Source organism: Streptomyces sp. HUAS 31, from assembly GCF_028198125.1.
GTDB classification, from domain to species: Bacteria; Actinomycetota; Actinomycetes; order Streptomycetales; family Streptomycetaceae; genus Streptomyces; species Streptomyces chartreusis.
The window spans coordinates 4540543-4563923 of sequence record NZ_CP116353.1 but is presented as its reverse complement, the minus strand read 5'-3'; the positions used below and the strand labels follow the sequence as shown (position 1 = coordinate 4563923).

Genomic DNA, 23381 nt, shown 5'->3' with positions numbered 1-23381 from the left:
GCCGATGGGCATAAATGAACGAGGGGTGAACCCCTGGGTACGTCTGGGTGAGGTAACGGAACGCTTACGTTGAGGACACGGGTGTATTCCGAGACTTTGTCGGGGTTGAACTGGACTATGCCAGCCGCAGCGATTCCAGCAGGGCGTTCACCAACTGCCGGTCCCTCGGTTGGGTCAGCCGCGCCCGTGCGGCCGTGGGCGGGAGCCACAGCAGTCGGTCCACCTCGGCGTTGGGCGCGAAGGCGCCCGGGCCCGCCTCGGCCGCCCAGTAGCGGACCTCCTTGGGCCGGCCGTTGGCCGGATATCGCACGGTCGGCAGCTGGGCGCCGGGCTCGGCGGAGTGCCCCGTCTCCTCCAGCACCTCGCGCAGCGCGCCCGCGAGGGGGTCCTCGCCGCGTTTCAACTTGCCCTTCGGGTGCGACCAGTCGTCGTACTTCGGTCGGTGGACCAGGCATATCTCCAGCTCACCGCCTACCGGCGAACGGCGCCACAGGACACAGCCGGCCGCTTGGACGGTGAGGTCGTCGGCGGAAGTCACCGGGGGTCGCCTCCTTCGGGATCGCCTGTGGTTCAGGGGGTTCCCAGGGCATGCCTCAGGGGCGCTAAGGCGTGCCCACGGTCTGCATCTGCCAGGACTGTTGGAACGCGAACCGCGCCGCCTCCACCTCGTGCCTCTGGTCGGCGTGCAGCACGCCGAGGGCGTACGCCGTGGCGGGGGCGATGCGTGGGGTGCGGGCGGCCTGGGCCGCGGCAGCCGCCGCCTCGGAGGCGTCGCGGTGCCGGTTGAGGGCCTGGCCGGCCGCCAGCAGTCGTACGTCCACCGGCGCCGAGTCGCCGTGCAGGACCTCACGGGCGTAGCGGTGCAGGCGCAGCAGGAGGCGGACCTGGTGCCAGGGCGCGTCCTGCGGATGCGGCGCCGGGTCGGGGGAGAGGCCGTGGATCAGGGCCTCGGCGTTGTACGGGTTGCCCGCGGTCACCAGCGGCAGCGCCGCCACCGCGTCGGTGAGCCGCTCCTCGGCCGCGCCCGCGAGGGGGCGCAGGTCGGCGGTGGCCGCGGCCGGGGTGAGCGGGACCTCGCTGGCCAGTACGGCGATGTTGTCGGCGACGGCGTGGAAGCGGGAGGAGCCGAGGGCCTGGAGGGCGCTGGAGTGGGCGCGGGTCCGGGCCAGGGTCAGCTGGCGTTCGAGGAGGGCGCCTGCTTTGGCGGCGCCCACCGTGAGGTTGCCGCGCTCCACAGTGGCCGCCGGGTGGGCGGGGGGACCGGTGTCGCCGGCCGCCGCCTTCTGCGCGGCGGCCGTCACCCCCGCGGTACGGCTGCCGTCGGACGGATCGCCGGGCCCGCCGGGCACCCCCGTCTGTGCCGGCAGTACCGCCGCGCCCGACAGCCGGTGCAGTGCCAGCAGCAGGCGCTCCAGGCGGGCCGCGTAGGCGTGCTCCATCGCCAGGGTGCCGGACAGCCAGGCCAGTTCGGGGCGGATGGCCTCCGACCAGTCGGTGTCCAGCAGCGGGCGGAACGTGTGCAGGCTGGCGCTGATACGGCGGGCCGAGCGCCGCAGCGCCCGCGCCGCGTCGACGGACTCCTGCGAGCCGTTGTCCCCGGCGCGCGCCTTGGCGCGAGCCGGGGCACCTCCGTCGCCGCCGGTCTCCCGGTGCAGGCGCAGGGCTCGCAGGAACTCCGTGGCCTGGGCGCGCAGGTAGCCCGCGAGGGCGTCCCCGCACGAGGCTTCGGCCATGGGGTCCGTCGGATCAAGGTGTTGCTGTGCCACGCCGGCGCCTCCGGGCGTCTATGAGCATCTCCTGGACGTTGCGCAGGGGCTGGCCCTCCGCGTCCGTCGCGTGCCTGGTCCACTCGCCGTCCGGCCCCAGGTGCCAGGACGCGGTGGTGTCGGACATACCGGTCTCCAGGAGCCGGTTCAGTGCGGCACGGTGGGCCGGGTCGGTGACCCTGACCAGGGCCTCGATACGGCGGTCGAGGTTGCGGTGCATCATGTCGGCGCTGCCTATCCACACCTCGGGTTCGCCGCCGTTGCCGAAGCCGAAGACCCGGGAGTGTTCGAGGAAGCGGCCGAGGACGGAGCGGACCCGGATGTTCTCCGACAGTCCGGCCACGCCCGGGCGGATCGCGCAGATTCCGCGGACCCAGATGTCGACCGGCACGCCCGCCTGGGACGCGGCGTAGCAGGCGTCGATGAGCGCCTCGTCGACGATGGAGTTGACCTTGATGCGGACGTAGGCGGGACGCCCGGCACGGTGGTGCTGGACCTCCTTGTTGATCCGCGCGATCAGGCCGTCGCGCAGGGACTTCGGGGCGACCAGCAGCCGCCGGTAGGTCTCCCGCCGCGAGTAGCCGGACAGCCGGTTGAACAGGTCGGACAGGTCCGCGCCGACCTGTGGGTCGGCGGTCAGCAGGCCCAGGTCCTCGTACAGCCGTGCCGTCTTCGGGTGGTAGTTGCCGGTGCCGACGTGGCTGTAGCGCCGCAGCGTCTCGCCCTCCTGGCGGACCACCAGCGACAGCTTGCAGTGCGTCTTCAGGCCGACGAGGCCGTAGACGACATGGCAGCCGGCCTCCTCCAGCTTGCGCGCCCACTTGATGTTGGCGTGCTCGTCGAAGCGGGCCTTGATCTCGACCAGCACCAGAACCTGCTTGCCGGCCTCGGCGGCGTCGATGAGCGCGTTGACTATGGGGGAGTCGCCGGAGGTGCGGTACAGGGTCTGCTTGATCGCGAGGACGTCCGGGTCGTCGGCGGCCTGCTCCAGGAAGGCCTGCACGGACGTGGAGAACGAGTCGTAGGGGTGGTGCAGCAGCACGTCCCGGTTGCGCAGGGCCGCGAAGATGTCCGGCGCGGACGCCGACTCGACCTCGGCGAGATCGCGATGGGTGCCCGCGACGAACTTCGGGTACTTCAGCTCGGGCCGGTCGATGGAGGCGATGCGGAAGAGGCCCGTGAGGTCCAGGGGGCCGGTCAGCGGGTAGACCTCGGCCTCGCTGATCTTCAGCTCGCGCACCAGCAGGTCCAGGACCTCCTGGTTGATGTTCTCCTCGACCTCGAGGCGCACCGGCGGGCCGAAGCGGCGCCGCATGAGCTCCTTCTCAAGGGCCTGGAGGAGGTTCTCGGCGTCGTCCTCCTCCACCTCCAGGTCCTCGTTGCGGGTGACCCGGAAGGCGTGGTGCTCCAGCACCTCCATGCCCGGGAAGAGCTCCTCCAGGTGCGCGGCGATCACGTCCTCCAGCGGGACGAACCGGCCGGGGGAGGCCTCCAGGAAGCGGGAGAGCAGCGGCGGCACCTTCACACGGGCGAAGTGCGGCGTGCCGGTGACGGGGTTCCGTACGCGCACGGCCAGGTTCAGCGACAGGCCGGAGATGTACGGGAACGGGTGCGCCGGGTCGACGGCCAGCGGCGTCAGCACCGGGAAGATCTGGTGCCGGAACAGTGTGAAGAGGCGGGCCTGCTCCTTCTCCGTCAGCTCGTTCCAGCGGACGAGGTGGATGCTCTCCTCGGCGAGCGCGGGAGCGACGTCCTCGTGGTAGCACGCGGCGTGCCGGGCCATCAGCTCGCGCGAGCGGGCCCAGATCATCTCCAGGACCTCGCGGGGCTGGAGGCCGGACGCGGACCGGGTGGCGACACCGGTGGCGATACGGCGCTTCAGTCCGGCCACGCGGACCATGAAGAACTCGTCCAGATTGCTGGCGAAGATCGCCAGGAAGTTGGCCCGCTCCAGGAGCGGGGTGTTCGGGTCCTCGGCGAGTTCGAGCACGCGCTCGTTGAACGCGAGCCAGCTGCGCTCCCGGTCCAGGAACCGGCCCTGGGGCAGCTGGACACCTTCGATCTCGGTGACCTCGTAGGCATCGAGGTCGGCGTCGATGTCGGGTTCCAGATCGGAGACGACCGCCGAGGTGACCGTGTGCGGGCGGTGCGCAGCTATGGAACCCACGGAGGGCTGCGCGTGCTGGACCTTGGCCTGGGCGTTGGAGGACTGGCTCATATGTCCATTGTTCCGCGCATCGAGCCCAATGGGCGCGTCGGAAAGCGCGGGCGGGAGCGTCGCGGGGAGGCGTCGTGCGTCCCCGTTCCTCGCGCCCCCCTGTGCGGGGAGCGAAGGCTCTGGCACGGCGGCGGTCATTGGCGCAGCGTCGCAAGCCCGTCTGAACCAATGGTTACGGAGACATGGCGTGTGGGATAGCGGGGGGCGGCCCCCGGGCGTCCACGTGCCCGGACCGCACGTCCCTCCCCCCGTGGAGGGACGTGCGGCGGAATCTACGGGGTGCGGCGGCGCAGCAGCCAGAAGGCGGCGAGGGTCGCGGTGGCGGCGACGGCGAGAAGGATGCCGGTCTCGACGAGCTGGAGCGGCCAGAAGTGGGACTGGGGGTGGAACGTGACGCTGTCGGTGGGGGAGCCGTTCTCCGTGGTCCAGCGGAGCGCCCAGGCCGAGCGGGGCAGCTCGGCACTGGGTTCGACTCCGCTGCGGGTGACCGTCGGCCACAGGTGCTCGCGGAAGGTCTCCAGCACACCGCACAGGACGAGCGCGGCCGCGAAGCCCGCCCCGGCGGCGGGCAGGGCCCGCCCCAGCAGCATTCCGGCGAGCGCGCCGAGGGCGAGGCCGGCCAGGACGTACGCCACGGCCGTCGGGCCGGTGCCGACGAACGAGTCCGCGTTGTACCAGTCCCCGACCAGGTCGGGAGCGTCGTCCCCGCGAGCCCAGTCGTTCAGCAGGACGATCACGCCGGTGCCCGCGGCGAGCAGTACCGCGGGAACGGCGAGCTTGGCGGCCAGCCAGCGGGCCGGGGTGACCGACTGGGTCCAGGCGAGCCGGGCGGTTCCGCTCTCCAGCTCCCGCCCGATGAGCGCCCCGCCGGCCCAGGGCGCCACGAGGAGGACCCCGTACGTCAGGACGGTGGCGATCAGGCCGATCCCGCTGCGGTAGACGTCGTCCACGGTGATCGTCTCGATGGACGCGCAGGCGGGATAGCCCTCGCGGGCCGGCGTCGTGCACGGGACGTTGCCCTCGCGGGCGGTGTCGCCGATGGCGTACATCCAGATCAGTCCGGCCGTGGCGCCGATCAGGGCCACCGCCCAGAAGGCGAACGCCATGCGGTGCACCTGCGTGAGGGCCCAGACCAGGCCGCGTGGGCCGCGGGTGCCCGGGGCGGCCGGGGCGGCCGGGGCGGTGAGCGTGGCCGTCATGCGACAGCCCCCGTACGCCGCTTCAGCAGCCGGAAGGCGATCAGCACCGCCAGCCCCGTCACCGCGAGGACGATGCCCGTCTCCATCAGCTGGAGGGGCCAGAAGTGGGAGGAGGGGTGGTAGTCGCGGTAGAAGCCGACGATGTCGTGCTCGGCCAGGCACTTGGCGTTGTCGATGCACATGGGGTCCGACACCCGGGCGCCGGTGGAGGTGAGCGCGCCCTCGCCGAGGACCATGCCGATGTACTCCGGGTAGCCGTCCTTGGCGGTCAGCGTCTCGACCGGCCACAGATACGGGCGCAGTGTGCCGATCGAGGTCGCGAGCAGCGCCAGGCCCACGACCGCCGTGCCCAGTGCGGGCAGCGCGCGGCGCTGGAGCAGGCCCGCGAGGACGCCGACGGCGAGGCCGAGCAGGGCGTACGCCGTGGCGAGGGTGCCGTTGGCCTCGAACGTGGTGCCCTGGTGCCAGTCCCGTGAGCCCATCGCCAGGCGCAGCTGTCCGTCCGTGGACCACATCATGCGGTGCAGCAGTGTGAGCGTGAGGGTGCCGGTGGCGAGCAGGGCGGCCGGCACGGCGAGCTTGGCGGCCAGCCAGCGGGCCGGGGTGACCGACTGCGTCCACGCCAGCTGTGCCGTGCCGTTCTCCAGCTCGCGCCCGATCAGCGCCCCGCCCGCCCAGGCCGCGGCGAGGAAGGGCGCGAGGCCGAGCACTCCGGCGCCGAGGGAGCTGAAGGTGTCGTACCGGTCGTAGGCGGGACCGATGTCGTCGCAGCCCAGGACCGGCTGCCCGGAGTCGCACCCCATCCGCCGGAACTCGGCCCAGGCGGCGTCCGCCGCCGGACCGTGGGCCCACAGCAGCGCTCCCGCGCCGAAGGCCACCAGCAGCACCCAGAACCACAGCGCCGAGCGGTGCACCCGCAGCATCGTCCAGAGCAGTCCGCGCGGCCCCCGGGAGGACGTGGCGACGGTGGACGTCTCGATGGTCGTCACGGCGGTCATACGGCGGCCTCCCGCACGTCGTCGAGGCGCAGGACCGGGGCCTGCGGGGCGCGCAGATGGGCCAGGACCAGCTCCTCCAGGGTCGGGGCGGTGGCCTGCCAGCCGGAATCGAGCGGGCCCTCGGGCCGTATCAGCGCGGTGAGTTGACGGCCCGTCGTGCGGGACTCGATCACCGTGTGGGAGTCCAGGGACGCGTCGGCCCGGCCGGTGACGAGGCGGTGCGCGGCGAGCAGGTCGTCCAGCGGGCCGGCGAGGCGGACCCGGCCGGCGCCGAGCAGCAGGAGGTGGTCGCAGGAGCCGTCCAGCTCCGCCACGACGTGCGAGGACATGACAACCGTGGTGCCGTGCTCGGCGGCGTCCGCCATGAGCGTGGCCATCAGCTGGTGCCGGGCCAGCGGGTCGAGGTCGGCCATCGGCTCGTCCAGGAGCAGCAGTTCGGGCCGCTTGCCGAGGGCGAGGGCGAGCGCGACGCGGGTGCGCTGGCCGCCGGAGAGGGTGCGGATCCTGGCGTCCGGTTCGAGTTCGCCCTCGTCGACGATCCGCTCGGCGACCTTCGCGTCCCAGCGGCCGGGGTTGAGCTCACGGCCGAAGCGCAGGGTGTCGGCGACGGTGAGCTGGGGGTGCAGGGGCTTGTCCTGGGCGACGTACGCGAGTCGTTCGCGGACCGCCGCCGGGGCCTGGCCGAGGACGGTGACGGTGCCGTCGGTGGGGCGGATCAGCCCCGCTGCGAGGGAGAGCAGGGTCGACTTGCCGGCGCCGTTCGGGCCGACGACGGCACATACGCTGCCCGCCGGGAGCCGGAAGTCGCATCCGTCCAGCGCCGCCTTGCGCCGTCGCCCGAACGTCCTGCTCAGCGCGGCCGCCTCGATGGCGGTCCCGGTCATGACTCGTCCCCCTTGAAATGCGTGTCCAGTACGGAAGTGAAGAGCGCGTCCACGTCGTCGCGGTCCAGCCCGGCCGCGCGGGCCCGTGCGGCCCAGGCGTCCAGCTCGGTGCGCAACGGCGAGTCCACCGGCGCGGTGTTCAGTCCCCGTCGCACGAACGTGCCGAGCCCCCGTCGTGCCTCGACCAGGCCCTCGCGTTCCAGTTCGCGGTAGGCCTTGAGCACGGTGTTGGGATTGATGGCGGTCGCCTCGACGACCTCGCGGGCCGTCGGCAGCTTGTCGCCCGGCTCCAACAGGCCCAGACGCAGGGCCTGTTTGGTCTGCTGGACGATCTGCACGTAGGTGGCGACGCCGGAGCGCCGGTCGATGCGGTACTCGACCATCCGTTCCACCACCCTTTCACTAATTGAGTAGTGAAAGGGTGGTGCAAAGAAAGGGGCGGCGTCAAGATCGCCGCCCCTTAGGGGAGTTATGTCAGGGTTTTCCGCCCTGCTCTCCGGGCTCAGGTCTCCGTGCGGTACATCAGGTCCGTCTCGTACGTCGTGAACCCGAGCCGCTCGTACACCGACACCGCCGCCTTGTTGTCCGCGTCGACGTAGAGCATCGCCGCGGGCAGCCCCTGGGCCGCCAGGTGCCGCAGGCCGATCGTCGTCAGGGCCTTCCCCAGACCGCCGCCCTGGGCGCCCGGCCGCACCCCGAGGACATACACCTCGCCGAGCCCTTCCTCCGCGTGGACCTTCGTCCAGTGGAAGCCGACGAGTTCGCCGCCCTGTTCCGCCAGGAAGAACCCGGCCGGGTCGAACCACGGCTCGGCCTTGCGGTCGTCGAGGTCGCGCTGGACGAGGGAGCCCTGCTCGGGGTGGTGGGCGAAGGCGGCGGCGTTCACGGCGAGCCAGGCCGCGTCGTCCCGGCCGGGCACGAAGGCGCGGACCGTGACGCCCTCGGGGAGCACCGGGTCCGGCAGGTTCAGATCGGCCAGCGGGCGGCGCATCTGGCGCAGTTCGCGGAACAGGGTGAGGCCGAGGACCTGGGAGAGGTGGCGGGCGGCGGCGTGGCCGCCGTGGGCCCACACCCGCAGCCGCTTGCCGGACGCGCCGAGCAGGGCCGCCCCGAGCGCGCGGCCGTGGCCGTGCCCGCGGTGCGAGGGGTGGACGACGAGTTCGGCGGCCGGGGCCTCCACCGGGTCGGTGTCCTCCAGCTGGGCGTAGCCGACGAGTTCGCCGGCGACGGTCAGCAGCAGATGCGAGACGCCTTCTCGCTCCCCGCCGCGCAACTGGAGCCGGCCCTGTTCGGACACCGCCTGCTGCCCGTCGTTCCGGGCGGCCTCCGCCAGCAGCTCCAGTACGGCCTCGGTCTGCTCGGGGGTGAGCGCGGAGTAGGTCTCGATGGCACGGGTGGGGAGGGGGCGTGCGGTGTCGTCGCTGGTCATGCGTACGAGGGTAAGGGGCGGTCCGGGCAAAGTCCCGGCACGGAAATCAAGGGCGGCGGCAACCTCAGAAGCAACCAGGCTGTAACCCGGAACCCCCTGTCGCGCTACGCGCGTTGACTCTAGGCTGCCGCCCGACGGGGCCATGTCATTCACGACTCACAGGGGGGCGGATGTCAGCCACATCCCACCAGCACGACCGCAGACGCCGTACGTACGCTCTGGTCGCGACCGCCGCGACGCTCGCCACCGCGGGCGCGCTGGCCGCGGCCCTCCCCGCGACGGCTTCGACGGGCGAGAGCTCCCAGAAGCACGGCGGCGGTCACCACCTCAGCCGCTACCAGGACGTCCAGCTGCTGTCGTTCAACGACCTGCACGGCAACCTGGAGCCGCCGGCCGGCTCCTCCGGCCGGGTCACCGAACTCCAGGCGGACGGCACGACGAAGACCATCGACGCGGGCGGCGTGGAGTACCTCGCCACCCACCTGCGCCAGGCCCGCGAGGGCCAGAAGTACTCCATCACCGCGGCCGGCGGCGACATGGTCGGCGCCTCCCCGCTGATCTCGGGCCTCTTTCACGACGAGCCCACCATCGAGGCACTGAACAAGCTCGACCTGGACGTCACCTCCGTCGGCAACCACGAGTTCGACGAGGGCGCCAAGGAGCTGGCCCGCCTCCAGAACGGCGGCTGCCACCCGACGGCCGGCTGCTACACGGACAAGAAGTTCAAGGGCGCCGACTTCCCGTACCTGGCGGCCAACGTGCTCAGCGAGAAGAGCGGCAAGCCGATCCTCGCGCCGTACTGGGTGTGGAAGAAGAAGGACGTCAAGATCGGCTTCATCGGCGTGACCCTGGAGGACACCCCGGGCGTCGTCTCCGCCGAGGGCGTCAAGGGCCTGAAGTTCAAGGACGAGGTCGAGACGATCAACAAGTACGCCAAGGTGCTCCAGCGCCAGGGCGTGAAGTCGATCGTCGCGCTGATCCACGAGGGCGGGCAGCCGGCCTCGGGCTCGTACAACTACAACTGCGACTCCCCGGGCGCGGGCGACGGCATCTCCGGCCCGATCGCCGACATCGCCAAGAACATCACGCCGTCCGTGGACGCGCTGGTGACGGGCCACACGCACGCGGCCTACGTCTGCACGATCCCCGACCCGTCGGGCAAGCCCCGCATGGTCACCTCCGCGGCGTCCTTCGGCCGGCTCTACACCGACACGACGCTGACGTACGACCGCTTCACCGGCGACATCTCCCGTACGGCCGTGAAGTCCGCGAACCGCGTGGTCACCCGGGACGTCCCCAAGGCGCCCGACATGACCGAGCTGATCTCGAAGTGGAACACCCTCGCGGCGCCCATCGGCAACCGCGCGATCGGCTACATCTCCGCCGACATCCCCAGCACCGGCACCGAGTCCCCGCTCGGCGACCTGATCGCGGACGCGCAGCTCGCGTACGGCAAGGAGCTGGACCCGGAGACGGACCTCGCGCTGATGAACCCGGGCGGCATCCGGGCACCGCTGACGTACGCGGCCAAGGGCGCTGAGGGCGACGGCGTGGTGACCTACGCCGAGGGCTTCACGGTGCAGCCGTTCTCCAACACGCTGAACCTGCAGGACCTCACCGGCGCGCAGCTGATCCAGGTGCTCAAGGAGCAGGTCAGCGGCACGAACGCGGCGTCCCCGAAGATCCTCCAGATCTCCTCGGGCCTCACCTACACGCTGGACCTGACGAAGTCGGGCGCGGACCGTGTGGTGACGGACTCCATCAAGCTGAACGGTGCGGCGATCGACCCGGCGGCCACCTACCGCGTCGCGATGAACAACTTCCTAGCGGGCGGCGGCGACGGCTTCACGACGCTGGGCCAGGGCACCAACGACCTCGTCGGCACGGACGACCTGACGGTGCTGGAGAAGTACCTGACGGCCAACTCCTCGGCGACGAACCCGATTCAGCCGCCGGCGGCGGACCGGATCACCGTGGTGAAGTAGTTCAAGAACGAAGTTTGTGACCTGGCGTGAACTAGATCGCAAACCTTCGGTAGCGGTTGCGGGTGGGGGGCGTGTACATGGTCGGATGGGCCGATGCGTTCCCCCCACCACATAACGGCGCATCCCTATCGAAACCCGTACGACGAACTCGGCAGTCTGGACCGTGGTCCGCTGGATGAGTTCCTCGTCGAGGACGTGGATCCGGAAGGGGCCCAGGACGATACCTGGGCCCCTCCCAACCACCGCAAGGGCAGCCGGCGCAAGCGGCGCGGCCGCCTCGCGGGCCTCCCCTTCGCGATGAAGGCCGTCGTCGGGATCCTCGTCGTCGCCGCCTTCGTCACCCTCGCCGACCGCTGGGCGCTGCTGTACGCCGAGCGCAGAGCGGCGGACACCCTCAAGACCCGGCTGAAGCTCACGGCAGCTCCCGAGGTCGAGATCGCCGGCTTCCCCTTCCTCACCCAGCTCGCCGACGAACGGCTGGACTCGGTCAAGGTGACCGTCCCCGACGTCGCCGCCGACCGGATCTCGCTGGCCCAGGTGACCGCGACGGCGAAGGACGTACGGCTGGACACCGACGGCCCGGCCTCGGTGCGCGGCGCCGACGTCCCCCGCCTGGAGGGTGACGTCCTGCTCTCCTTCGCCGACCTGAACCGTGAACTCGGTGCCTCCCAGGTGACGTTCACCGGCGAGGGGCGCGACCGGGTCCGTGCGCGCGGCACCCTGCCGGTCGCCGGACACGACCTGCGGCTGCGGGCCGAGGCCCGGATCGTGCGCAACGGCGACCGCGGCATCGCCACGCACATCGGCGGGATGCGCCTGGACATCGGCGACCTCGCCACGTACCGGCCCGGCGCCCGCACCTCCGAGGGCCTGCACCTGAGCCGCGAGTCGGTGGCCCGGCTGGCCCACGAGACCCGCAAGGCGAAGGCGCTGCTGTCCGTCCCGGCGGTGGTACGGCGCCTGGGCGTACCCGACTCCCTCGTCCGCGAGGCGCTGGCCGACGAGTCCAAGCTCACCGACCTGGTCGGCACCCCGCGCTTCCTGCACCGGGCGATGCGCCTGAACCTGATCGACCTGGCCCTGGACCACCCCCAGCTCCTCGCCCTCCTGGGCTTCGACCCCGCCCTCCTGGACGCCCTGCCCCGCCTCACCCGCCCGGTCCTCACCGACCAGCTCTCCCTGGGCTTCCGCCTGCCGGAGCCGCCGAGCGGGCAGGTACGGCTGCGGGACGTGCGGGTGGAGAAGGACGGGATCAGGGTGCGTCTGGAGGGCGCGGACCTGGCGGTGGGCCGCCCGTAATGAATTCTGTGTAAGGGCGATTTAGTTCCTGGAACTCTCTGAAAAACCCTCTCAGGCGCAATTAATAGAGGTCTCAGCGGAATTGGCGATTTTCGGGTTCGAGGTCCCGTAATGTTTTCCATGTCGAAAGCGATCGACGCGAAAACAAAATCCGCAGAGCAAGGAGATCCCGATGAGCTTCCACAAGGTCGCCCCGGTCAAGACGTCCCGCAAGCCCGCCCCGGCCCCGGCGTCGAAGAAGAAGGCGCCCGCGAAGAAGGCGGCTCCGAAGCGGCGCCCGGTTTCCCATAAGTGCTGAGGCCGTAGTCGTACGAGACAAATAAGAAAGACGGCGAGGCGGGGTCACCGGATTACACCGGGGCCCCGCCTCCGGCATGTCCGAGGGCTTCGGGAAAGGGACTTGAGCATGAGGGAAGTGCGCGACGCCTTCCGGCGGTTCTGGCCGCTGACACGGGGCGACCGGAAGTGGCTGGCCGTCATCGTGGCCTGCGTGGTGGTGGCCGCGCTCGCCGAGACCGCGTCGATCCTGCTGTTCGCGCAGCTCACCGACCACGCGCTGAAGGCCGGTTCGCCGGCGGCGTTCTGGGGGCCGGCGGCCGCCTGGCTGGGCGTCGCGGCGCTGGGCGCGCTCGTCGGCTACCTGGGCAACTCGCTCGCCACCTGGACCGCCGAGAGATTCGTGCTGCGGCTGCGCGCGAAGGTGTTCCGGCACGTGCAGGACATGCCGCCGCACTTCTTCCAGAAGCACCGGCGGGGTGACCTGGTCGAGCGGCTCACGGGGGACGTCGAGGCCATCGAGCAGATGGTCGTCTCGGGCGTCGTCGGCACCTTCGCGGCCGCGTTCTCGGCCCTCTTCTACTCCGCGGCGGCCCTCTGGCTGCGCTGGGACCTCGCGCTCGTCACCTTCGTGCTCGCGCCCCTGTTCCTGCTGGCCGCCCGCCGCTTCGCCGGCCGTATCCGCACCGCCTCCCAGGACGAACGGGTCGCCGACGGCTCGATCACCTCGGTCGTCGAGGAGTCCCTGGCCAACGTCGTCCTCACCCAGGCTTACAACCGCCGCCGCGCGGAGGAGAGGCTGCTCGACCGGGAGGCGCGGGCCTGGATGAAGGCGTCCGTGCGGGGCGCCCGACTCGGCGAGATGTACGAGCAGTTCGTCGAGGTCGTGGAGACGGTCTGCGTGCTGACCGTGATCGGCCTGGGCGTCTGGGAGATCTCCGCGGGCCGGATGACCCTCGGCCAGCTTCTCGCCTTCGCCGCCTTCATCGGCTACCTCTACCCGCCGGTCCGCAACCTCGGCCAACTCGGCCTCACGCTCACCGCAGCCACCGCCGGCGCTCAGCGCCTCGGCGAGATCCTGGATGCCGAGCCCGCCGTGACCGACCCCGACGAGCCGCTGGCGCCCTGGCCGGTGCGGGGCCGGGTCGGCTTCCACGGGGTGAGCTTCGGATACCCCGGGGCGGCGCGGGCGTCGGTGTCCGGCCTGAGCTTCTCGGCGGACCCCGGCGAGCTGATCGTCGTCACCGGCCCGTCCGGCGCGGGCAAGTCGACCACCGCCAAGCTCCTGACCCGCTTCTACGACCCGCTGTCCGGCGTGATCACCCTGGACGGCGTACCGCTGCCGCACCTCGGCCTCGACTTCCTGCGCGAGAACGTCGCCCTGCTCCCGCAGGAGACGCTGATCCTCAACGGCACCGTCCGCGAGAACATCGCCTGCGGCCGGCCCGGCGCGAGCGAGGCGGACATCGAGCGGGCGGCCCGTGCGGCGGCCGCCCACGACTTCGTCACCGCGCTCCCCGAGGGGTACGACACCCATGTCGCCCCCGGCACGGCGGCGCTGTCCGGCGGCCAGCTCAAGCGGATCACCATCGCCCGCGCGATGCTGCGCGCCGCCCCCGTGCTGGTCCTGGACGAACCCACGGCCGGCCTCGACTCCGTGGCCGCCCGCCAGGTCGTCCGGCCGCTGCGCCGCCTGATGTCCGGCCGTACGACGATCATGATCACCCACGACCTCACCCTGGCCCCGGACGCGGACCGGGTGCTGGTCATGGACGAGGGCCGGCTGGTGGAGACGGGGACCCACGCGGAGCTGATGGCGTGGGGCGGGGTGTACGCGCGACTGGCGGCGCCGCCCGGTGCGGCGACCGTCGGCCCCGGCATGCTCGGCCTGCACTGACCCCGAGCATGCCGGGAGTCCCGGCCGCTGCCCGAGGTCAGGTCAGGCGGCGGACGCGCTGGTTCGTCAGGTCGTAGCGGGCGCCGACGATGGCCAGCCGGCCGCTCGCGACCTTCGCGGCGAGGTCGGGCTCGGCGGCGAGCCGGGCGCGGACGGCGCGGACGTTGACGTCGATGGTCGAGTCGACGCGGGCGTCGCCCTCCTTCGTGCGATCTATGTTCGGGGCTATCTGGTCGGCTATGTACTGGATGTGGGCGGGCAGCCGCTCCCCGGACTCGTCCGCCTCTACGGCGGCCTTCACCGCGCCGCACGACTGGTGCCCGAGCACCAGCACCAGCGGTATGTCCAGTTCCAGGACCCCGTAGGCGACGCTGCCGAGCACGGCCTCGTCCAGCACCTCGCCCGCGGAGCGCACGGTCATCAGATCGCCGAGTCCCTGGTCGAAGACCAGCTCCGGCGGTACGCGCGAGTCGATGCAGCCGAGGACGACGGCGAACGGGTGCTGACCCGACGTCAGGCTCTGCCGCACCGCGGGCGACTCGTCGGGGTGGCGCTCGCGGAAGGTGCGCCAGCGCAGATTCCCGGCGGCCAGCTCGCGCAGGGCTTCGTCGGGCGTCTCCGGCCGACGACGGGAGGCGGGGGTGGGTGTGGGGGTGGCGGATGCGGGAGCGGTGCCGAGGGCTGCGGTGGCCCCCAGTGCCGCGGCTCCGGTGAGCCCGAACCGCAGGAGTGCGCGGCGGGCGGGAGAGGTGTGGGGGAACCGCTTGTGGGCGGATGCGGTCGGCTCGGCGCCGACGGATCTATCAGCGTTCACGGGCAGGAACGTACGCTCGAATGACAGGACATCAGTTCGCGTTGCCGAATCATGGGCGGACGCGGGAAACCCATGATCGGGTTTTGGCCCGCTCTTGGTGTTCTCCCGCGCCCGCCTTGACCTTCCGCCCGGGGCCCCGCCTCAGGAGGCGGTCGGCGTCCAGTCCCCGAGCCAGTCCGCGGCCTCCTGGGCCGCGGCCTGGGCGTCGGTCAGCTGGGGCCGGTCGGTGCTCGCCGAGCCGGAACCCGCGCCGGTGTTCCGGTACTCGGCGAACCGGTCGTCCTTCCAGGAGAACCCGCTCATGTCGGTCCAGGGCGTGGACCTCACGGCCGCACCGAGCGACGTGTTGCGCACCGTCGTCTGGGGGTCCAGGGTGGCGTCGCCGCCCGCGTGCCAGGGCCGGCCGAGGTAGAAACTGGACGCGGAGACGTCCCCGCCGACGGCCGAGTCGGTGATCAGGATGCCCTTGCGGTTCGCGGCCGTGCTCGGGGCCGTGACGTATCCGCCCGAACTCCCGTCCCACCGCTTCTTCAACGTGATGACGGACCGGTCGACGACCGCCGTGGCCCGCCCGAAGATGAAGTCGACGTTGCCCAAGACGTAGGAGTTCACGACGTACACCCGGCCGAGCCGGTCCTTCGCGGCCGTGTCCAGCAGCAGTGTGTCCTGATCGCCGTCGACGATGACGCCGTCGAGGAACACCTTGTCGGCGGCGGTGCGCAGCGCGACGGCCTGATGGCCGCTCAGATTCTGGTTCGCCTTCTCGTCGAAGTCGTTGGAGACGGTCAGGTTGCGGGCCTGGAAGTCGTCGGCCTCGACGGCGACGGTGGCGCTGCCGCTCGTGCCGTACGTCCCCGAACCGTCGGGCTTCGGCGTGCCCGCCGCGTTGTTGTAGACGATCACCGTGTCCTTGCGGCTGCCGCCGGTGCCCTGGATGGTGACGTGCGGCTTGTTGGCGGGCACCTTTACGGTCTCGCGGTACGTGCCAGGCTTCACGGCGATGACGACCCGCGAGGGGTTGTTCACGGGCACGGCGTTCACGGCGGCCTGCACGGTCGAGTACTGCCCGCTGCCGTCCTTGGCGACGGTGAGGGTGGTGGCGGCCTTGGTGCTCATGGAGGCACCGATTGATGTGCTCGGCCCTGCGCCCGACTTGAGCAGCGAGGGCACATTCGAGGCGGTGTCCAGGGCGTACGAGTAATAGACCTTCGGGTCGAAGGCAGCACCGCCGCTCTCGTTACGGCCGCTGGTGCCGGAGAAGACGTTGCCGCGCTGGACGAGGGTGGCGGTGGCGTCCTTGATGACGGGGTTATTGATGCCCTGGAAGTAGGAGTTCTCCAGGACCATCGCCGTCTTCCCGCGCGAGTAGTTGCCGTACGACGACTTGATGTCGGTGCCGGCCACGTCCTCCAGGAAGTTGTTGTAGAGGTGCGCGTGGGCGGCGTTGTCGGTGGACGGGTTGCGCTGCTCGGTCTCGCGGATCCAGTTGTGGTGGATCGTGATGTCGGTGACGACGTTGTCCGTCCAGCCGATCCCGAAGGCCTTGTTGTCGTCGCTCAGTTTGTTCCAGGAGACGGTGACGTTCGTGCTGTCCTTGCGGACGTCGATGAGTCCGTCGGCCATGTGTCGAAGATCGTTGTGGTCGATCCAGACGTGATGCGCACCGTCCATCTGGATCGCGTCGAAGTCGTGCTCCTTGTCGTTCCAGACGCCTTGGTACGCGTCCCGGATGGTCAGGTTCCGGATGATCACGTTGTGCACACCGGAGCCGAGGAAGAAGCCGCCGCCGACGATGTGACCGGCCGTCCCGGACCCCACGATGGTCTTGTCGGACCGAACCTTGATCTCCTTCCCGACCGGGTTCATGTCGATGGCGGCGGCCACGACGATGACGTACGGCTCGGCGGCCGTGGCGTACTTCTCCAGCTCGGCCTGTGTCCTGACGGTCACGGTCTGCCCGTCACGCCCTCCGTAAGTCCCGTTCTGGCCCTGCGAGTCGACGGAGGCGAACCCGTCGGCGACGACGGTGGCCCAGGCGGGAGCGGTGGCGGTCGCGGCGACGGCCCGCTGCGCACCGGCTCCGAGCAGCCCGAGGTCCGAGCCATAGGAGAGGGCACCGGCGGCGATCAGCGCCACAGGCACCCCGACCGCCAGCACCGACCTTCCTCTGCGATGACGCGCGTTATTGCGGTTCTCACTCATACGGCGATCCGTTCCGTGCGGGGGATGGTCCGACGCTGGGTCGCCGCGCGGGGCGCGAAGGTTGCCGCTACGGCATACGGCGCCCCCGGCTGACGGCGACCCGCAGGGCGTCGTCCAGTGACTCGACGGCCCGGGTGAGCGCGAAGCGGATCGCGCGTTCACCGGCGCCGGGGTCGGCGAGGACGGCCTTGGCGCCGGCTACCACCTGCTCGCCCGAGCCGAGTTGGGCCGCTTCGATGTCGTCGGCGAGCCGGGAGAGGGTGCTGTGCTCGCTGTCGGCGCTGAGATAGCAGGGGTTGCCGTCGGGGGTGGTCCAGGGAAGAAGGCGGAGCTCGTGGCCGCTCACCGGGAGACCGCCTCCGGGGGGCGCGGGGCGGCGTCGATGCCGTAGGTGGCGACCCAGAGGATGCGGCGACGTTGCAGGATCCGCTCGCGCTCACAGGGGCAGATGCGGACGGGGTACCGACGTACGGCGGCCAACGGCCGTTCCAGTGCCGGGGGTTGGGGAGGAGCTGCTCGGTGCCGTCCCCGGGTCGGCATCAGTACCCGTACGAGTGGAGTCAGTAGCGATCGGATGAGCCGGGCGGTACGTTCGCGCATGTCGGCGGTCTCTCCTTCAGGGCACGCGTCGGCCACGCCCCCGAGCCGAGTGCCATCGGCTGCGGGGGTTTTGTCATGACGGACTGGTCTGACGAGCGGTGATCACCGTTCGTGTCTCGATGGTCACAGGTGGGACGTACGCTGCGGAAGAGGTTCGGTGTTGTCTGGCGCGCAGACAACGGTGAGGGGTGACGTGGTCGAGAAGGTTGACGCCGAGCCGGTCTCCGGGCGGGCGATGCTGGGGCAGACGCTCAGGGTTCTGCGGGAGAAGGCCGGGAAGTCACTGGGTCAGTTGGCCGACGAGACCGGGTACGAGAAGAGCTACCTGAGCCGGCTGGAGTCCGGGGACCGGGTGTCCAAGGTGACGGTCATGGAGGATCTGGACGGGTACTACGGCACCGGTGACCTGCTGCTGAGCCATTGGAAGGCGGCTCGGCTGGACGCGTTCAAGGACCGGTACAAGGAGTACATGGCGCTGGAGGCGACGGCACGGATCATGTGGGTTTTCTCGCCGGGGATTCCAGGTCTTCTGCAGACCGAGGAGTTCGCCCGGGGGGTGTTGTCTGGGGCTCAGACAACGGCTGACGGCGACGAGGTCGTCGAGGAGCAAGTGGCGGCTCGGCTCGGACGGCAGTACCTGCTGAGGCAGAAGCCGGAGCCGGAAGTCCGGCTCATCATGGACGAGTTCGCGCTTCGACGGCCTGCTGCCAGCGGCAAGACCTGGCACGACCAGCTGCTTCATCTTGAGGCAGCCGCTCTGTGGCCCAACATGACGCTTCAGGTACTGCCGTTCTCGGCAGGAGCGCACCACCATATGGTCGGGTCGTTGACCCTGCTCTGGCAGAGGGATGGAAGTGCCGTTGCCTACAAGGAGGGCAACGGGTGCAGCCGCATGATCGAGGATCAGGACGAGGTTCTGCGGCAGCGATTGTCCTACGATCGGCTGCGCGACCTGGCGCTGTCCCCGTCGGATTCGTCGGCGTTCATCAGGGACGTACTGGAGGAGCACAGATCATGACGCGCACCCCCGATCTCAGCACTGCCGTGTGGCGCAAGTCGAGCTACAGCGAGGGGGGCGCCAACGACTGCGTCGAGGTCTCCGACGACCACCCCGGCATAGTCCCCGTCCGGGACAGCAAGCGCCCGGATGACAGCGCTCTGATCTTCTCGGCATCGTCCTGGTCCGCGTTCACGGCGGGCGTCAAGCGCGGGGCGGATCTGCACGCCGTCGGGTGATGTGGGCGGGAAACCGGGACGCACGTGGGTTCGGGCGGTCACGGTGATCCCATGGCAGAGATCACGACCACCAACGCCTCGGCGGATACACCCCGGCATCTGAGAGGTTCCGCTCCGGGCCGGCTGTCCCCGGCGGAGCCGCTTCGCGGACGATCCGCGCCGGGGTGGTGAGCGCGACTATGGTCGTAGACACGGCGCGTCGAAGGAGGGCATCGATCATGACTGCTCACGCTGCGGAAACCGATCCGGTCATCCCCCCCATGCCCGAGCGGACCCCGAAGGCGCTGCGCAGGGCCATCGCCCAGCACACTCCCGAGCTTCTGCCGGATTTCGACGCGCACTGGAAGAGGGCGATCGCCGACGCCTACAACCTGGGGCCGGTGCCTGCGTTCCTGGCCTTCTGGTGGGGTGAGTACGCCCTCGCCCGTGACCCCGAGCTGGACAAGCACGTTCGGGATCTTGAACACCGAGCCGCGTACGAGTGCACGGACACCGCCGAGGCAAAAGCTCTCCTTGAGGAGGCGGCGAAGATTCACCACCGGGTCCGAGAACTGGAGCCCGGCGAGTGACCGATGGGTTCATGGGGCCGCCATGGCAAGCGGACTGGCGGATCGATGCTCTCGCCATCTTCGAGGCACTGCCCGATCACGTTCGTGAGATCGCCCTCGCAGCGCGCGCTGAACTGGTCACGGCGAAAGACCCGTATTTCCGAGGCATCGATGCTGATGCCGGACTTCCCGAGGGCATGTGGGTCGTGCCGGTCCGGTCCAGTGATCCCACGGGCCGCCACGCCTGCTTCTTCGACGACGGAAACGGATGGCTGAAGTATGGCTTCGTCCGCCGAACCGAAGATCCGCAGATCGTGGTCGAAGAGGTCTTCTGGCAAGAAGGAGACCCACTCACAGGGATGCCGGTGGAGCCGTAGGCGCACCCGGCAGTCGTACCGTCGCCACCGTGCCGCCGCCGTCCGCGTGGGAGAGGGTGACCTGGCCGCCGGCCTGCTCGACCGTGCGGGCCACGATGGACAGGCCCAGGCCGGAGCCGGGCAGTGCTCGGGCTGATGGCGAGCGCCAGAAGCGGTCGAAGACGTAGGGGAGTTCCTCGGCGGGGATGCCGGGACCGTGGTCGCGGACGGTCAGGACGCCGTCGTGCAGGCCGACCTCGATCGTGCCGGCCTCGGGGCTGAACTTCACCGCGTTGTCGAGGATGTTGACCACCGCGCGTTCGAGGGCCGCCGGTTCCGCCCGGACGTACCAGGGCTGGATGTCGGCGGTGATCGTCAGCTCGGGGCCGCGGAGCCGGGCCCGGCGCAGGGCCGCCTCGACCGTGTCCTCCAGCGAGATCACCTGGACGCGCTCACCACGCTGCCCCTCCGAGCGGGACAGCTCCTGCAAGTCTCCGATGAGTGCCGCGAGTTCGGTCATCTGCGCCTTCACCGACGCCAGCAGGGCCTTGCGGTCCGCCTCGGGGATGGGGCGGCCCGTCTCCTCGCTGCGGGTGAGGAGTTCGATGTTCGTGCGCAACGACGTCAGTGGCGTACGGAGCTCGTGGCCCGCGTCCGCGATCAGCTGCTGCTGGAGCTCGCGGGAGCTGGCCAACGCTGAGGTCATGGAGTTGAAGGAACGGGAGAGACGGGCCACCTCATCCTCGGCCTCGTCCTCCACCGGGATACGGATGTTCAGGTCCTCGGTACGGGCGACGTGCTCCACGGCCTCGGTGAGCTTGTCGACGGGGCGCAGCCCTGCGCGGGCCACGGCGAGCCCGGCGGCGCCGGCCCCGAGCACTCCTACGCCGGAGACGAGGAGGAGGATGAGGGCCAGCTCGTTGAGGGTCTTCTGCGTGCTCTTCAGGGACACGGCCACGACGAGCCCGACGTTCGGACCGTCCTCCCCGGAAGGGGTGGCGGTGCCGCCGAGCGGTCGGGTGAGCACGCGGACGTCGGTGCCGTCCCCGGCTGTGCCGTTGCGGAAGTAGACCTTGTCCGTGTGGCCGTCCTTGATGGCGGTCTTGTCCCCCGAGGTGACTTGTACCGTTGCGGCGGAGTCCTGAAGGATGCAGACGGTGCCGTCCTCCTGGACCAGCTGGGAGTAGGTGTTCCGGAAGACGCCGGTGCCGTACGGGGTCTCGGTGCAGTTGGTGAGCGCGTCCTGCAGCTGGCCGGGCATCCTCATCGACGCCTTCTTGAGATCGTCGTCGACCTGGTCGTACAACTTCCCCTGCACAATGAACCAACAGGTAACCGAAACCGCCGCCACAGCGAACGCCACCGCCGCTGCCACCAGCAGCGCCAGTCGGGACCGGATCGGCAGGGAGCGGAAGCGGCGCAGGACCTTGCTCACTCGGCGCCGCCCTGTCGCAGGACATAGCCCACACCCCGCACCGTGTGCACGAGCCGCGGCTCACCGCCCGCCTCGGTCTTGCGGCGCAGATACATGACGTACACGTCGAGGGAGTTCGACGACGGCTCGAAGTCGAAGCCCCAGACCGCCTTGAGGATCTGCTCGCGCGTCAGCACCTGGCGCGGATGCGCCATGAACATCTCCAGCAGCGTGAACTCGGTGCGGGTCAGCTCCACCGGCCGCCCGCCGCGCGTGACCTCCCGCGTCGCGAGGTCCATGCGCAGGTCGGCGAAGGTCAGCGCCTCGTCCTCGTCGACCGCCCCCGCCCCGGCCGCCGCCGCGTACGAACTGCGTCGCAGCAGCGCGCGGACCCGGGCGAACAGCTCGTCCAGTTCGAACGGCTTGACGAGGTAGTCGTCGGCGCCGGCGTCGAGCCCGGTGACGCGGTCGCCGACCGTGTCGCGGGCCGTCAGCATCAGGATCGGCGTGGTGTCACCCGCGCCGCGGATGCGGCGGGCGGCGGTCAGGCCGTCCATGCGGGGCATCTGGATGTCGAGGACGACGAGGTCGGGCCGGTAGGCGGCCGCCTTCTCCAGCGCGTCCGCGCCGTCGACCGCGACCTCGGTGCCGTACCCCTCGAAGGCGAGGCTGCGCTGCAGTGCTTCGCGTACCGCGGGCTCGTCGTCGACGATCAGGATGCGCTGGGGGTCACGGTCGCCATCGGCGGGGCTCATGGGCTCGGATCCTCGGGTGGGGTGGGAAAGGGGGGCGGGACGCGGGGCGGCTGAGCGAGCTCGAACGCCTTCAGCCTCGCACGTTCTCAGCCTCGTACGGTACGGCGGCGGCCGTGGGCCGCGGCGGTCCTGCGACCCGCGCGGGGGCGGGCGGTCGACACCGCTCCGGTCGTGCCTTCGCCGCGCGGCGCCAGCTCCGGCGCCCGGGACGGAGCCGTCGGCGCGTGCAGGGCGCCGGCGACCTCCAGGGCCAGGGCGATGTCGGCGGCGCCGGCGGGCATGCCGGCCGCGGTGTGCTCGACCTGCGTGATCATGACGTGCTCCTTCGCGTTCGGTGGGTTCAGTTCTGCGAACCCGACCGCAGCTTCGCCAGGTCGGCCTTGACGGTGTTGATCGGGATGGCGAAGCCGAGGCCCACGCTGCCCGCGTCGGACGAGCCCGAGCCTGCCGCCGAGTACATCGCCGAGTTGATGCCGATGATGTTGCCGTTCATGTCGATCAGCGCGCCGCCGGAGTTGCCGGGGTTCAGGGACGCGTCGGTCTGGAGCGCCTTGTACGTGGTGGTGGACGAGCCGGTGTCGCCGTTGAACTGCTGACCGCCGAACTCGAACGGCCACTGCCCGTTGCCGCCGCCGCCCTGCTGCTGGCCCTCGTCCGTGGAGACCGTGACGTCACGGTTGAGCGCGGAGACGATGCCGCTGGTGACGGTGCCGGTCAGGCCCTCGGGGGAGCCGATCGCCACGACCTCGTCGCCGACCTGGACCCCGTCGGAGTTGCCGAGGGTGGCCGCCGTCAGCCCGGAGGCGTTCTGGAGCTTGATCAGCGCCAGGTCCTTGCTGCTGTCGGTGCCCACGACGTCGGCCGTGTACGACTTGCCGTCGCTCGTCGTCACCTTGACCTGCGAGGCACCGGAGACGACGTGGTTGTTGGTGATGATCTCGCCGTCGCCGGTGATGATCACGCCGGAGCCGGTGGAGGAACCGGCGTTGGACTGGGCGTTGATCTCGACGATGCTCGGGCTGACCGCCTTGGCGACCCCGGAGACCGTGCCCTTCTGGCTGGAGGGGACGACGTTGGCGCTGGTGGAGCTGGAGGCGGCGACGGTGTCGTTGCCGGTGAGCTCCTGGATGCCGTAGGCCGTGCCGCCGCCGACCGCCGCGGCGACGATGGCCACGGCGGCGAGGAGGGCGACGGGACCGCGCGGCCGGCGCCGCGACCTGGGCGGCTGGGCGACCGGCTCGGTGAGGAGAGTGGTGGGGGCTTCGCCGGCAGCGGCCTGGTGCGTCGGCTGGTATGCCGGCGGGGGCGGCCACTCGGGGTTCACGGGAGAGGAGGCGTGCTGCTGGGCGCCCTGGTACGGGTTCTGGTGATCGCCGCTGCGGCGGAAGCTCTCGGTCATGACAACGAGCTTGTCGCCCGACCATGAGAGCTTCCTGAGTGCCGACTGAGAAGCCCGGCAGAAGGTCGTATGCCCGATGTAAAGACGATTCCGGCAGTTGAGGAGG

Annotated in this window: 24 protein-coding genes; 8 read left to right on the top strand and 16 right to left on the bottom strand. The window is 70.7% G+C overall.

Annotation, left to right across the window (positions count from 1 at the left end):
* Positions 1-115 precede the first annotated feature (115 nt).
* From PGH47_RS20180 to mshD, 8 genes are all read right to left on the bottom strand, one after another.
* Positions 116-538 (bottom strand): NUDIX hydrolase, encoded by a 423-nt coding sequence (locus PGH47_RS20180; protein WP_271664603.1) that lies wholly within the window; start codon positions 536-538, stop codon positions 116-118.
* A 64-nt stretch (positions 539-602) separates the two neighbouring features.
* Positions 603-1766: a CHAD domain-containing protein gene (locus tag PGH47_RS20175; RefSeq protein WP_271664602.1), complete on the bottom strand. Its 1164-nt coding sequence runs from the start codon at positions 1764-1766 to the stop codon at positions 603-605.
* Complete coding sequence (locus tag PGH47_RS20170; protein ID WP_125527033.1) at positions 1747-3984, bottom strand: RNA degradosome polyphosphate kinase; 2238 nt, start codon at positions 3982-3984, stop codon at positions 1747-1749. The genes PGH47_RS20175 and PGH47_RS20170 overlap by 20 nt, the downstream gene beginning before the upstream one ends.
* 272 nt (positions 3985-4256) lie before the next feature.
* Positions 4257-5183, bottom strand: a complete 927-nt coding sequence (locus tag PGH47_RS20165; protein ID WP_271664601.1) for a hypothetical protein — start codon at positions 5181-5183, stop codon at positions 4257-4259.
* Positions 5180-6181, bottom strand: coding sequence for an ABC transporter permease (locus PGH47_RS20160; protein ID WP_271664600.1), 1002 nt, complete (start codon positions 6179-6181; stop codon positions 5180-5182). Before PGH47_RS20160 ends, PGH47_RS20165 begins: the two co-directional genes overlap by 4 nt.
* Positions 6178-7065 carry an ABC transporter ATP-binding protein gene (locus PGH47_RS20155; RefSeq protein WP_271664599.1) on the bottom strand — a complete coding sequence of 296 codons (888 nt, stop codon included), beginning with the start codon at positions 7063-7065 and terminating at the stop codon, positions 6178-6180. The genes PGH47_RS20160 and PGH47_RS20155 overlap by 4 nt, the downstream gene beginning before the upstream one ends.
* Positions 7062-7448, bottom strand: a complete 387-nt coding sequence (locus PGH47_RS20150) for a GntR family transcriptional regulator (protein ID WP_271664598.1) — start codon at positions 7446-7448, stop codon at positions 7062-7064. Before PGH47_RS20150 ends, PGH47_RS20155 begins: the two co-directional genes overlap by 4 nt.
* Positions 7449-7567: 119 nt before the next feature.
* Positions 7568-8494, bottom strand: a complete 927-nt coding sequence (mshD, locus tag PGH47_RS20145; RefSeq protein WP_271664597.1) for a mycothiol synthase — start codon at positions 8492-8494, stop codon at positions 7568-7570.
* A gap of 170 nt (positions 8495-8664) precedes the next feature.
* On the opposite strand from mshD, the gene PGH47_RS20140 reads away from it, so the two are divergent.
* The 4 genes from PGH47_RS20140 to PGH47_RS20125 all read left to right on the top strand — a co-directional run bounded on the left by PGH47_RS20140 (position 8665) and on the right by PGH47_RS20125 (position 13951).
* Complete coding sequence (locus PGH47_RS20140; RefSeq protein WP_271664596.1) at positions 8665-10479, top strand: bifunctional metallophosphatase/5'-nucleotidase; 1815 nt, start codon at positions 8665-8667, stop codon at positions 10477-10479.
* Between the two features lie 93 nt (positions 10480-10572).
* Complete coding sequence (locus PGH47_RS20135; protein WP_271664595.1) at positions 10573-11778, top strand: LmeA family phospholipid-binding protein; 1206 nt, start codon at positions 10573-10575, stop codon at positions 11776-11778.
* Between the two features lie 172 nt (positions 11779-11950).
* Positions 11951-12076, top strand: a complete 126-nt coding sequence (locus PGH47_RS20130; protein WP_255345799.1) for a hypothetical protein — start codon at positions 11951-11953, stop codon at positions 12074-12076.
* A gap of 108 nt (positions 12077-12184) precedes the next feature.
* Positions 12185-13951 (top strand): ABC transporter ATP-binding protein, encoded by a 1767-nt coding sequence (locus PGH47_RS20125; RefSeq protein WP_271664594.1) that lies wholly within the window; start codon positions 12185-12187, stop codon positions 13949-13951.
* 37 nt (positions 13952-13988) lie between these two features.
* Here the strand turns inward: PGH47_RS20125 and PGH47_RS20120 are convergent, their stop codons facing one another.
* The 4 genes from PGH47_RS20120 to PGH47_RS20105 form a co-directional block, all read right to left on the bottom strand.
* The gene (locus tag PGH47_RS20120) at positions 13989-14765 is read right to left on the bottom strand and encodes a carbonic anhydrase (RefSeq protein WP_376056476.1); all 777 of its coding nucleotides are present in this window, start codon (positions 14763-14765) and stop codon (positions 13989-13991) included.
* A gap of 141 nt (positions 14766-14906) precedes the next feature.
* Positions 14907-16967 (bottom strand): pectinesterase family protein, encoded by a 2061-nt coding sequence (locus PGH47_RS20115; protein ID WP_271664593.1) that lies wholly within the window; start codon positions 16965-16967, stop codon positions 14907-14909.
* 67 nt (positions 16968-17034) lie between these two features.
* A complete protein-coding gene (locus tag PGH47_RS20110; RefSeq protein WP_271664592.1) occupies positions 17035-17313 on the bottom strand; it encodes a hypothetical protein in 279 nt (92 codons plus the stop codon).
* A complete protein-coding gene (locus PGH47_RS20105) occupies positions 17310-17447 on the bottom strand; it encodes a hypothetical protein (protein ID WP_271664591.1) in 138 nt (45 codons plus the stop codon). The genes PGH47_RS20110 and PGH47_RS20105 overlap by 4 nt, the downstream gene beginning before the upstream one ends.
* Positions 17448-17760: 313 nt before the next feature.
* Here PGH47_RS20105 and PGH47_RS20100 point away from each other — a divergent pair, with 313 nt between their 5' ends.
* The 4 genes from PGH47_RS20100 (at position 17761) to PGH47_RS20085 (ending at position 19728) form a co-directional block, all read left to right on the top strand.
* Positions 17761-18585 carry a helix-turn-helix domain-containing protein gene (locus PGH47_RS20100; protein WP_271664590.1) on the top strand — a complete coding sequence of 275 codons (825 nt, stop codon included), beginning with the start codon at positions 17761-17763 and terminating at the stop codon, positions 18583-18585.
* Positions 18582-18803 carry a DUF397 domain-containing protein gene (locus PGH47_RS20095; RefSeq protein WP_271664589.1) on the top strand — a complete coding sequence of 74 codons (222 nt, stop codon included), beginning with the start codon at positions 18582-18584 and terminating at the stop codon, positions 18801-18803. Before PGH47_RS20100 ends, PGH47_RS20095 begins: the two co-directional genes overlap by 4 nt.
* 218 nt (positions 18804-19021) lie before the next feature.
* Positions 19022-19372 (top strand): DUF6247 family protein, encoded by a 351-nt coding sequence (locus PGH47_RS20090; RefSeq protein WP_271664588.1) that lies wholly within the window; start codon positions 19022-19024, stop codon positions 19370-19372.
* Positions 19369-19728 (top strand): hypothetical protein, encoded by a 360-nt coding sequence (locus PGH47_RS20085; RefSeq protein WP_271664587.1) that lies wholly within the window; start codon positions 19369-19371, stop codon positions 19726-19728. The genes PGH47_RS20090 and PGH47_RS20085 overlap by 4 nt, the downstream gene beginning before the upstream one ends.
* Here the strand turns inward: PGH47_RS20085 and PGH47_RS20080 are convergent.
* From PGH47_RS20080 to PGH47_RS20065, 4 genes are all read right to left on the bottom strand, one after another.
* The gene (locus PGH47_RS20080; RefSeq protein WP_271664586.1) at positions 19703-21142 is read right to left on the bottom strand and encodes a HAMP domain-containing sensor histidine kinase; all 1440 of its coding nucleotides are present in this window, start codon (positions 21140-21142) and stop codon (positions 19703-19705) included. The two genes, PGH47_RS20085 and PGH47_RS20080, sit on opposite strands and share 26 nt — an antisense overlap.
* Positions 21139-21876 (bottom strand): response regulator transcription factor, encoded by a 738-nt coding sequence (locus PGH47_RS20075; RefSeq protein ID WP_125526547.1) that lies wholly within the window; start codon positions 21874-21876, stop codon positions 21139-21141. Before PGH47_RS20075 ends, PGH47_RS20080 begins: the two co-directional genes overlap by 4 nt.
* 86 nt (positions 21877-21962) lie before the next feature.
* Complete coding sequence (locus tag PGH47_RS20070) at positions 21963-22190, bottom strand: hypothetical protein (protein WP_271664585.1); 228 nt, start codon at positions 22188-22190, stop codon at positions 21963-21965.
* 26 nt (positions 22191-22216) lie between these two features.
* Positions 22217-23275 (bottom strand): S1C family serine protease, encoded by a 1059-nt coding sequence (locus PGH47_RS20065; RefSeq protein WP_271664584.1) that lies wholly within the window; start codon positions 23273-23275, stop codon positions 22217-22219.
* Positions 23276-23381: the final 106 nt, after the last annotated feature.

Bases quoted from the DNA above. Each gene is read 5' to 3' on its own strand.
- PGH47_RS20090 (WP_271664588.1), top strand. From the start codon at position 19,022: ATGACTGCTCACGCTGCGGAAACCGATCCGGTCATCCCCCCCATGCCC.
- PGH47_RS20165 (WP_271664601.1), bottom strand. From the start codon at position 5,183: ATGACGGCCACGCTCACCGCCCCGGCCGCCCCGGCCGCCCCGGGCACC.
- PGH47_RS20115 (WP_271664593.1), bottom strand. From the start codon at position 16,967: ATGAGTGAGAACCGCAATAACGCGCGTCATCGCAGAGGAAGGTCGGTG.
- mshD (WP_271664597.1), bottom strand. From the start codon at position 8,494: ATGACCAGCGACGACACCGCACGCCCCCTCCCCACCCGTGCCATCGAG.
- PGH47_RS20125 (WP_271664594.1), top strand. From the start codon at position 12,185: ATGAGGGAAGTGCGCGACGCCTTCCGGCGGTTCTGGCCGCTGACACGG.
- PGH47_RS20065 (WP_271664584.1), bottom strand. From the start codon at position 23,275: ATGACCGAGAGCTTCCGCCGCAGCGGCGATCACCAGAACCCGTACCAG.
- PGH47_RS20070 (WP_271664585.1), bottom strand. From the start codon at position 22,190: ATGATCACGCAGGTCGAGCACACCGCGGCCGGCATGCCCGCCGGCGCC.
- PGH47_RS20140 (WP_271664596.1), top strand. From the start codon at position 8,665: ATGTCAGCCACATCCCACCAGCACGACCGCAGACGCCGTACGTACGCT.
- PGH47_RS20095 (WP_271664589.1), top strand. From the start codon at position 18,582: ATGACGCGCACCCCCGATCTCAGCACTGCCGTGTGGCGCAAGTCGAGC.
- PGH47_RS20135 (WP_271664595.1), top strand. From the start codon at position 10,573: ATGCGTTCCCCCCACCACATAACGGCGCATCCCTATCGAAACCCGTAC.
- PGH47_RS20075 (WP_125526547.1), bottom strand. From the start codon at position 21,876: ATGAGCCCCGCCGATGGCGACCGTGACCCCCAGCGCATCCTGATCGTC.
- PGH47_RS20160 (WP_271664600.1), bottom strand. From the start codon at position 6,181: ATGACCGCCGTGACGACCATCGAGACGTCCACCGTCGCCACGTCCTCC.
- PGH47_RS20155 (WP_271664599.1), bottom strand. From the start codon at position 7,065: ATGACCGGGACCGCCATCGAGGCGGCCGCGCTGAGCAGGACGTTCGGG.
- PGH47_RS20130 (WP_255345799.1), top strand. From the start codon at position 11,951: ATGAGCTTCCACAAGGTCGCCCCGGTCAAGACGTCCCGCAAGCCCGCC.
- PGH47_RS20170 (WP_125527033.1), bottom strand. From the start codon at position 3,984: ATGAGCCAGTCCTCCAACGCCCAGGCCAAGGTCCAGCACGCGCAGCCC.
- PGH47_RS20150 (WP_271664598.1), bottom strand. From the start codon at position 7,448: ATGGTCGAGTACCGCATCGACCGGCGCTCCGGCGTCGCCACCTACGTG.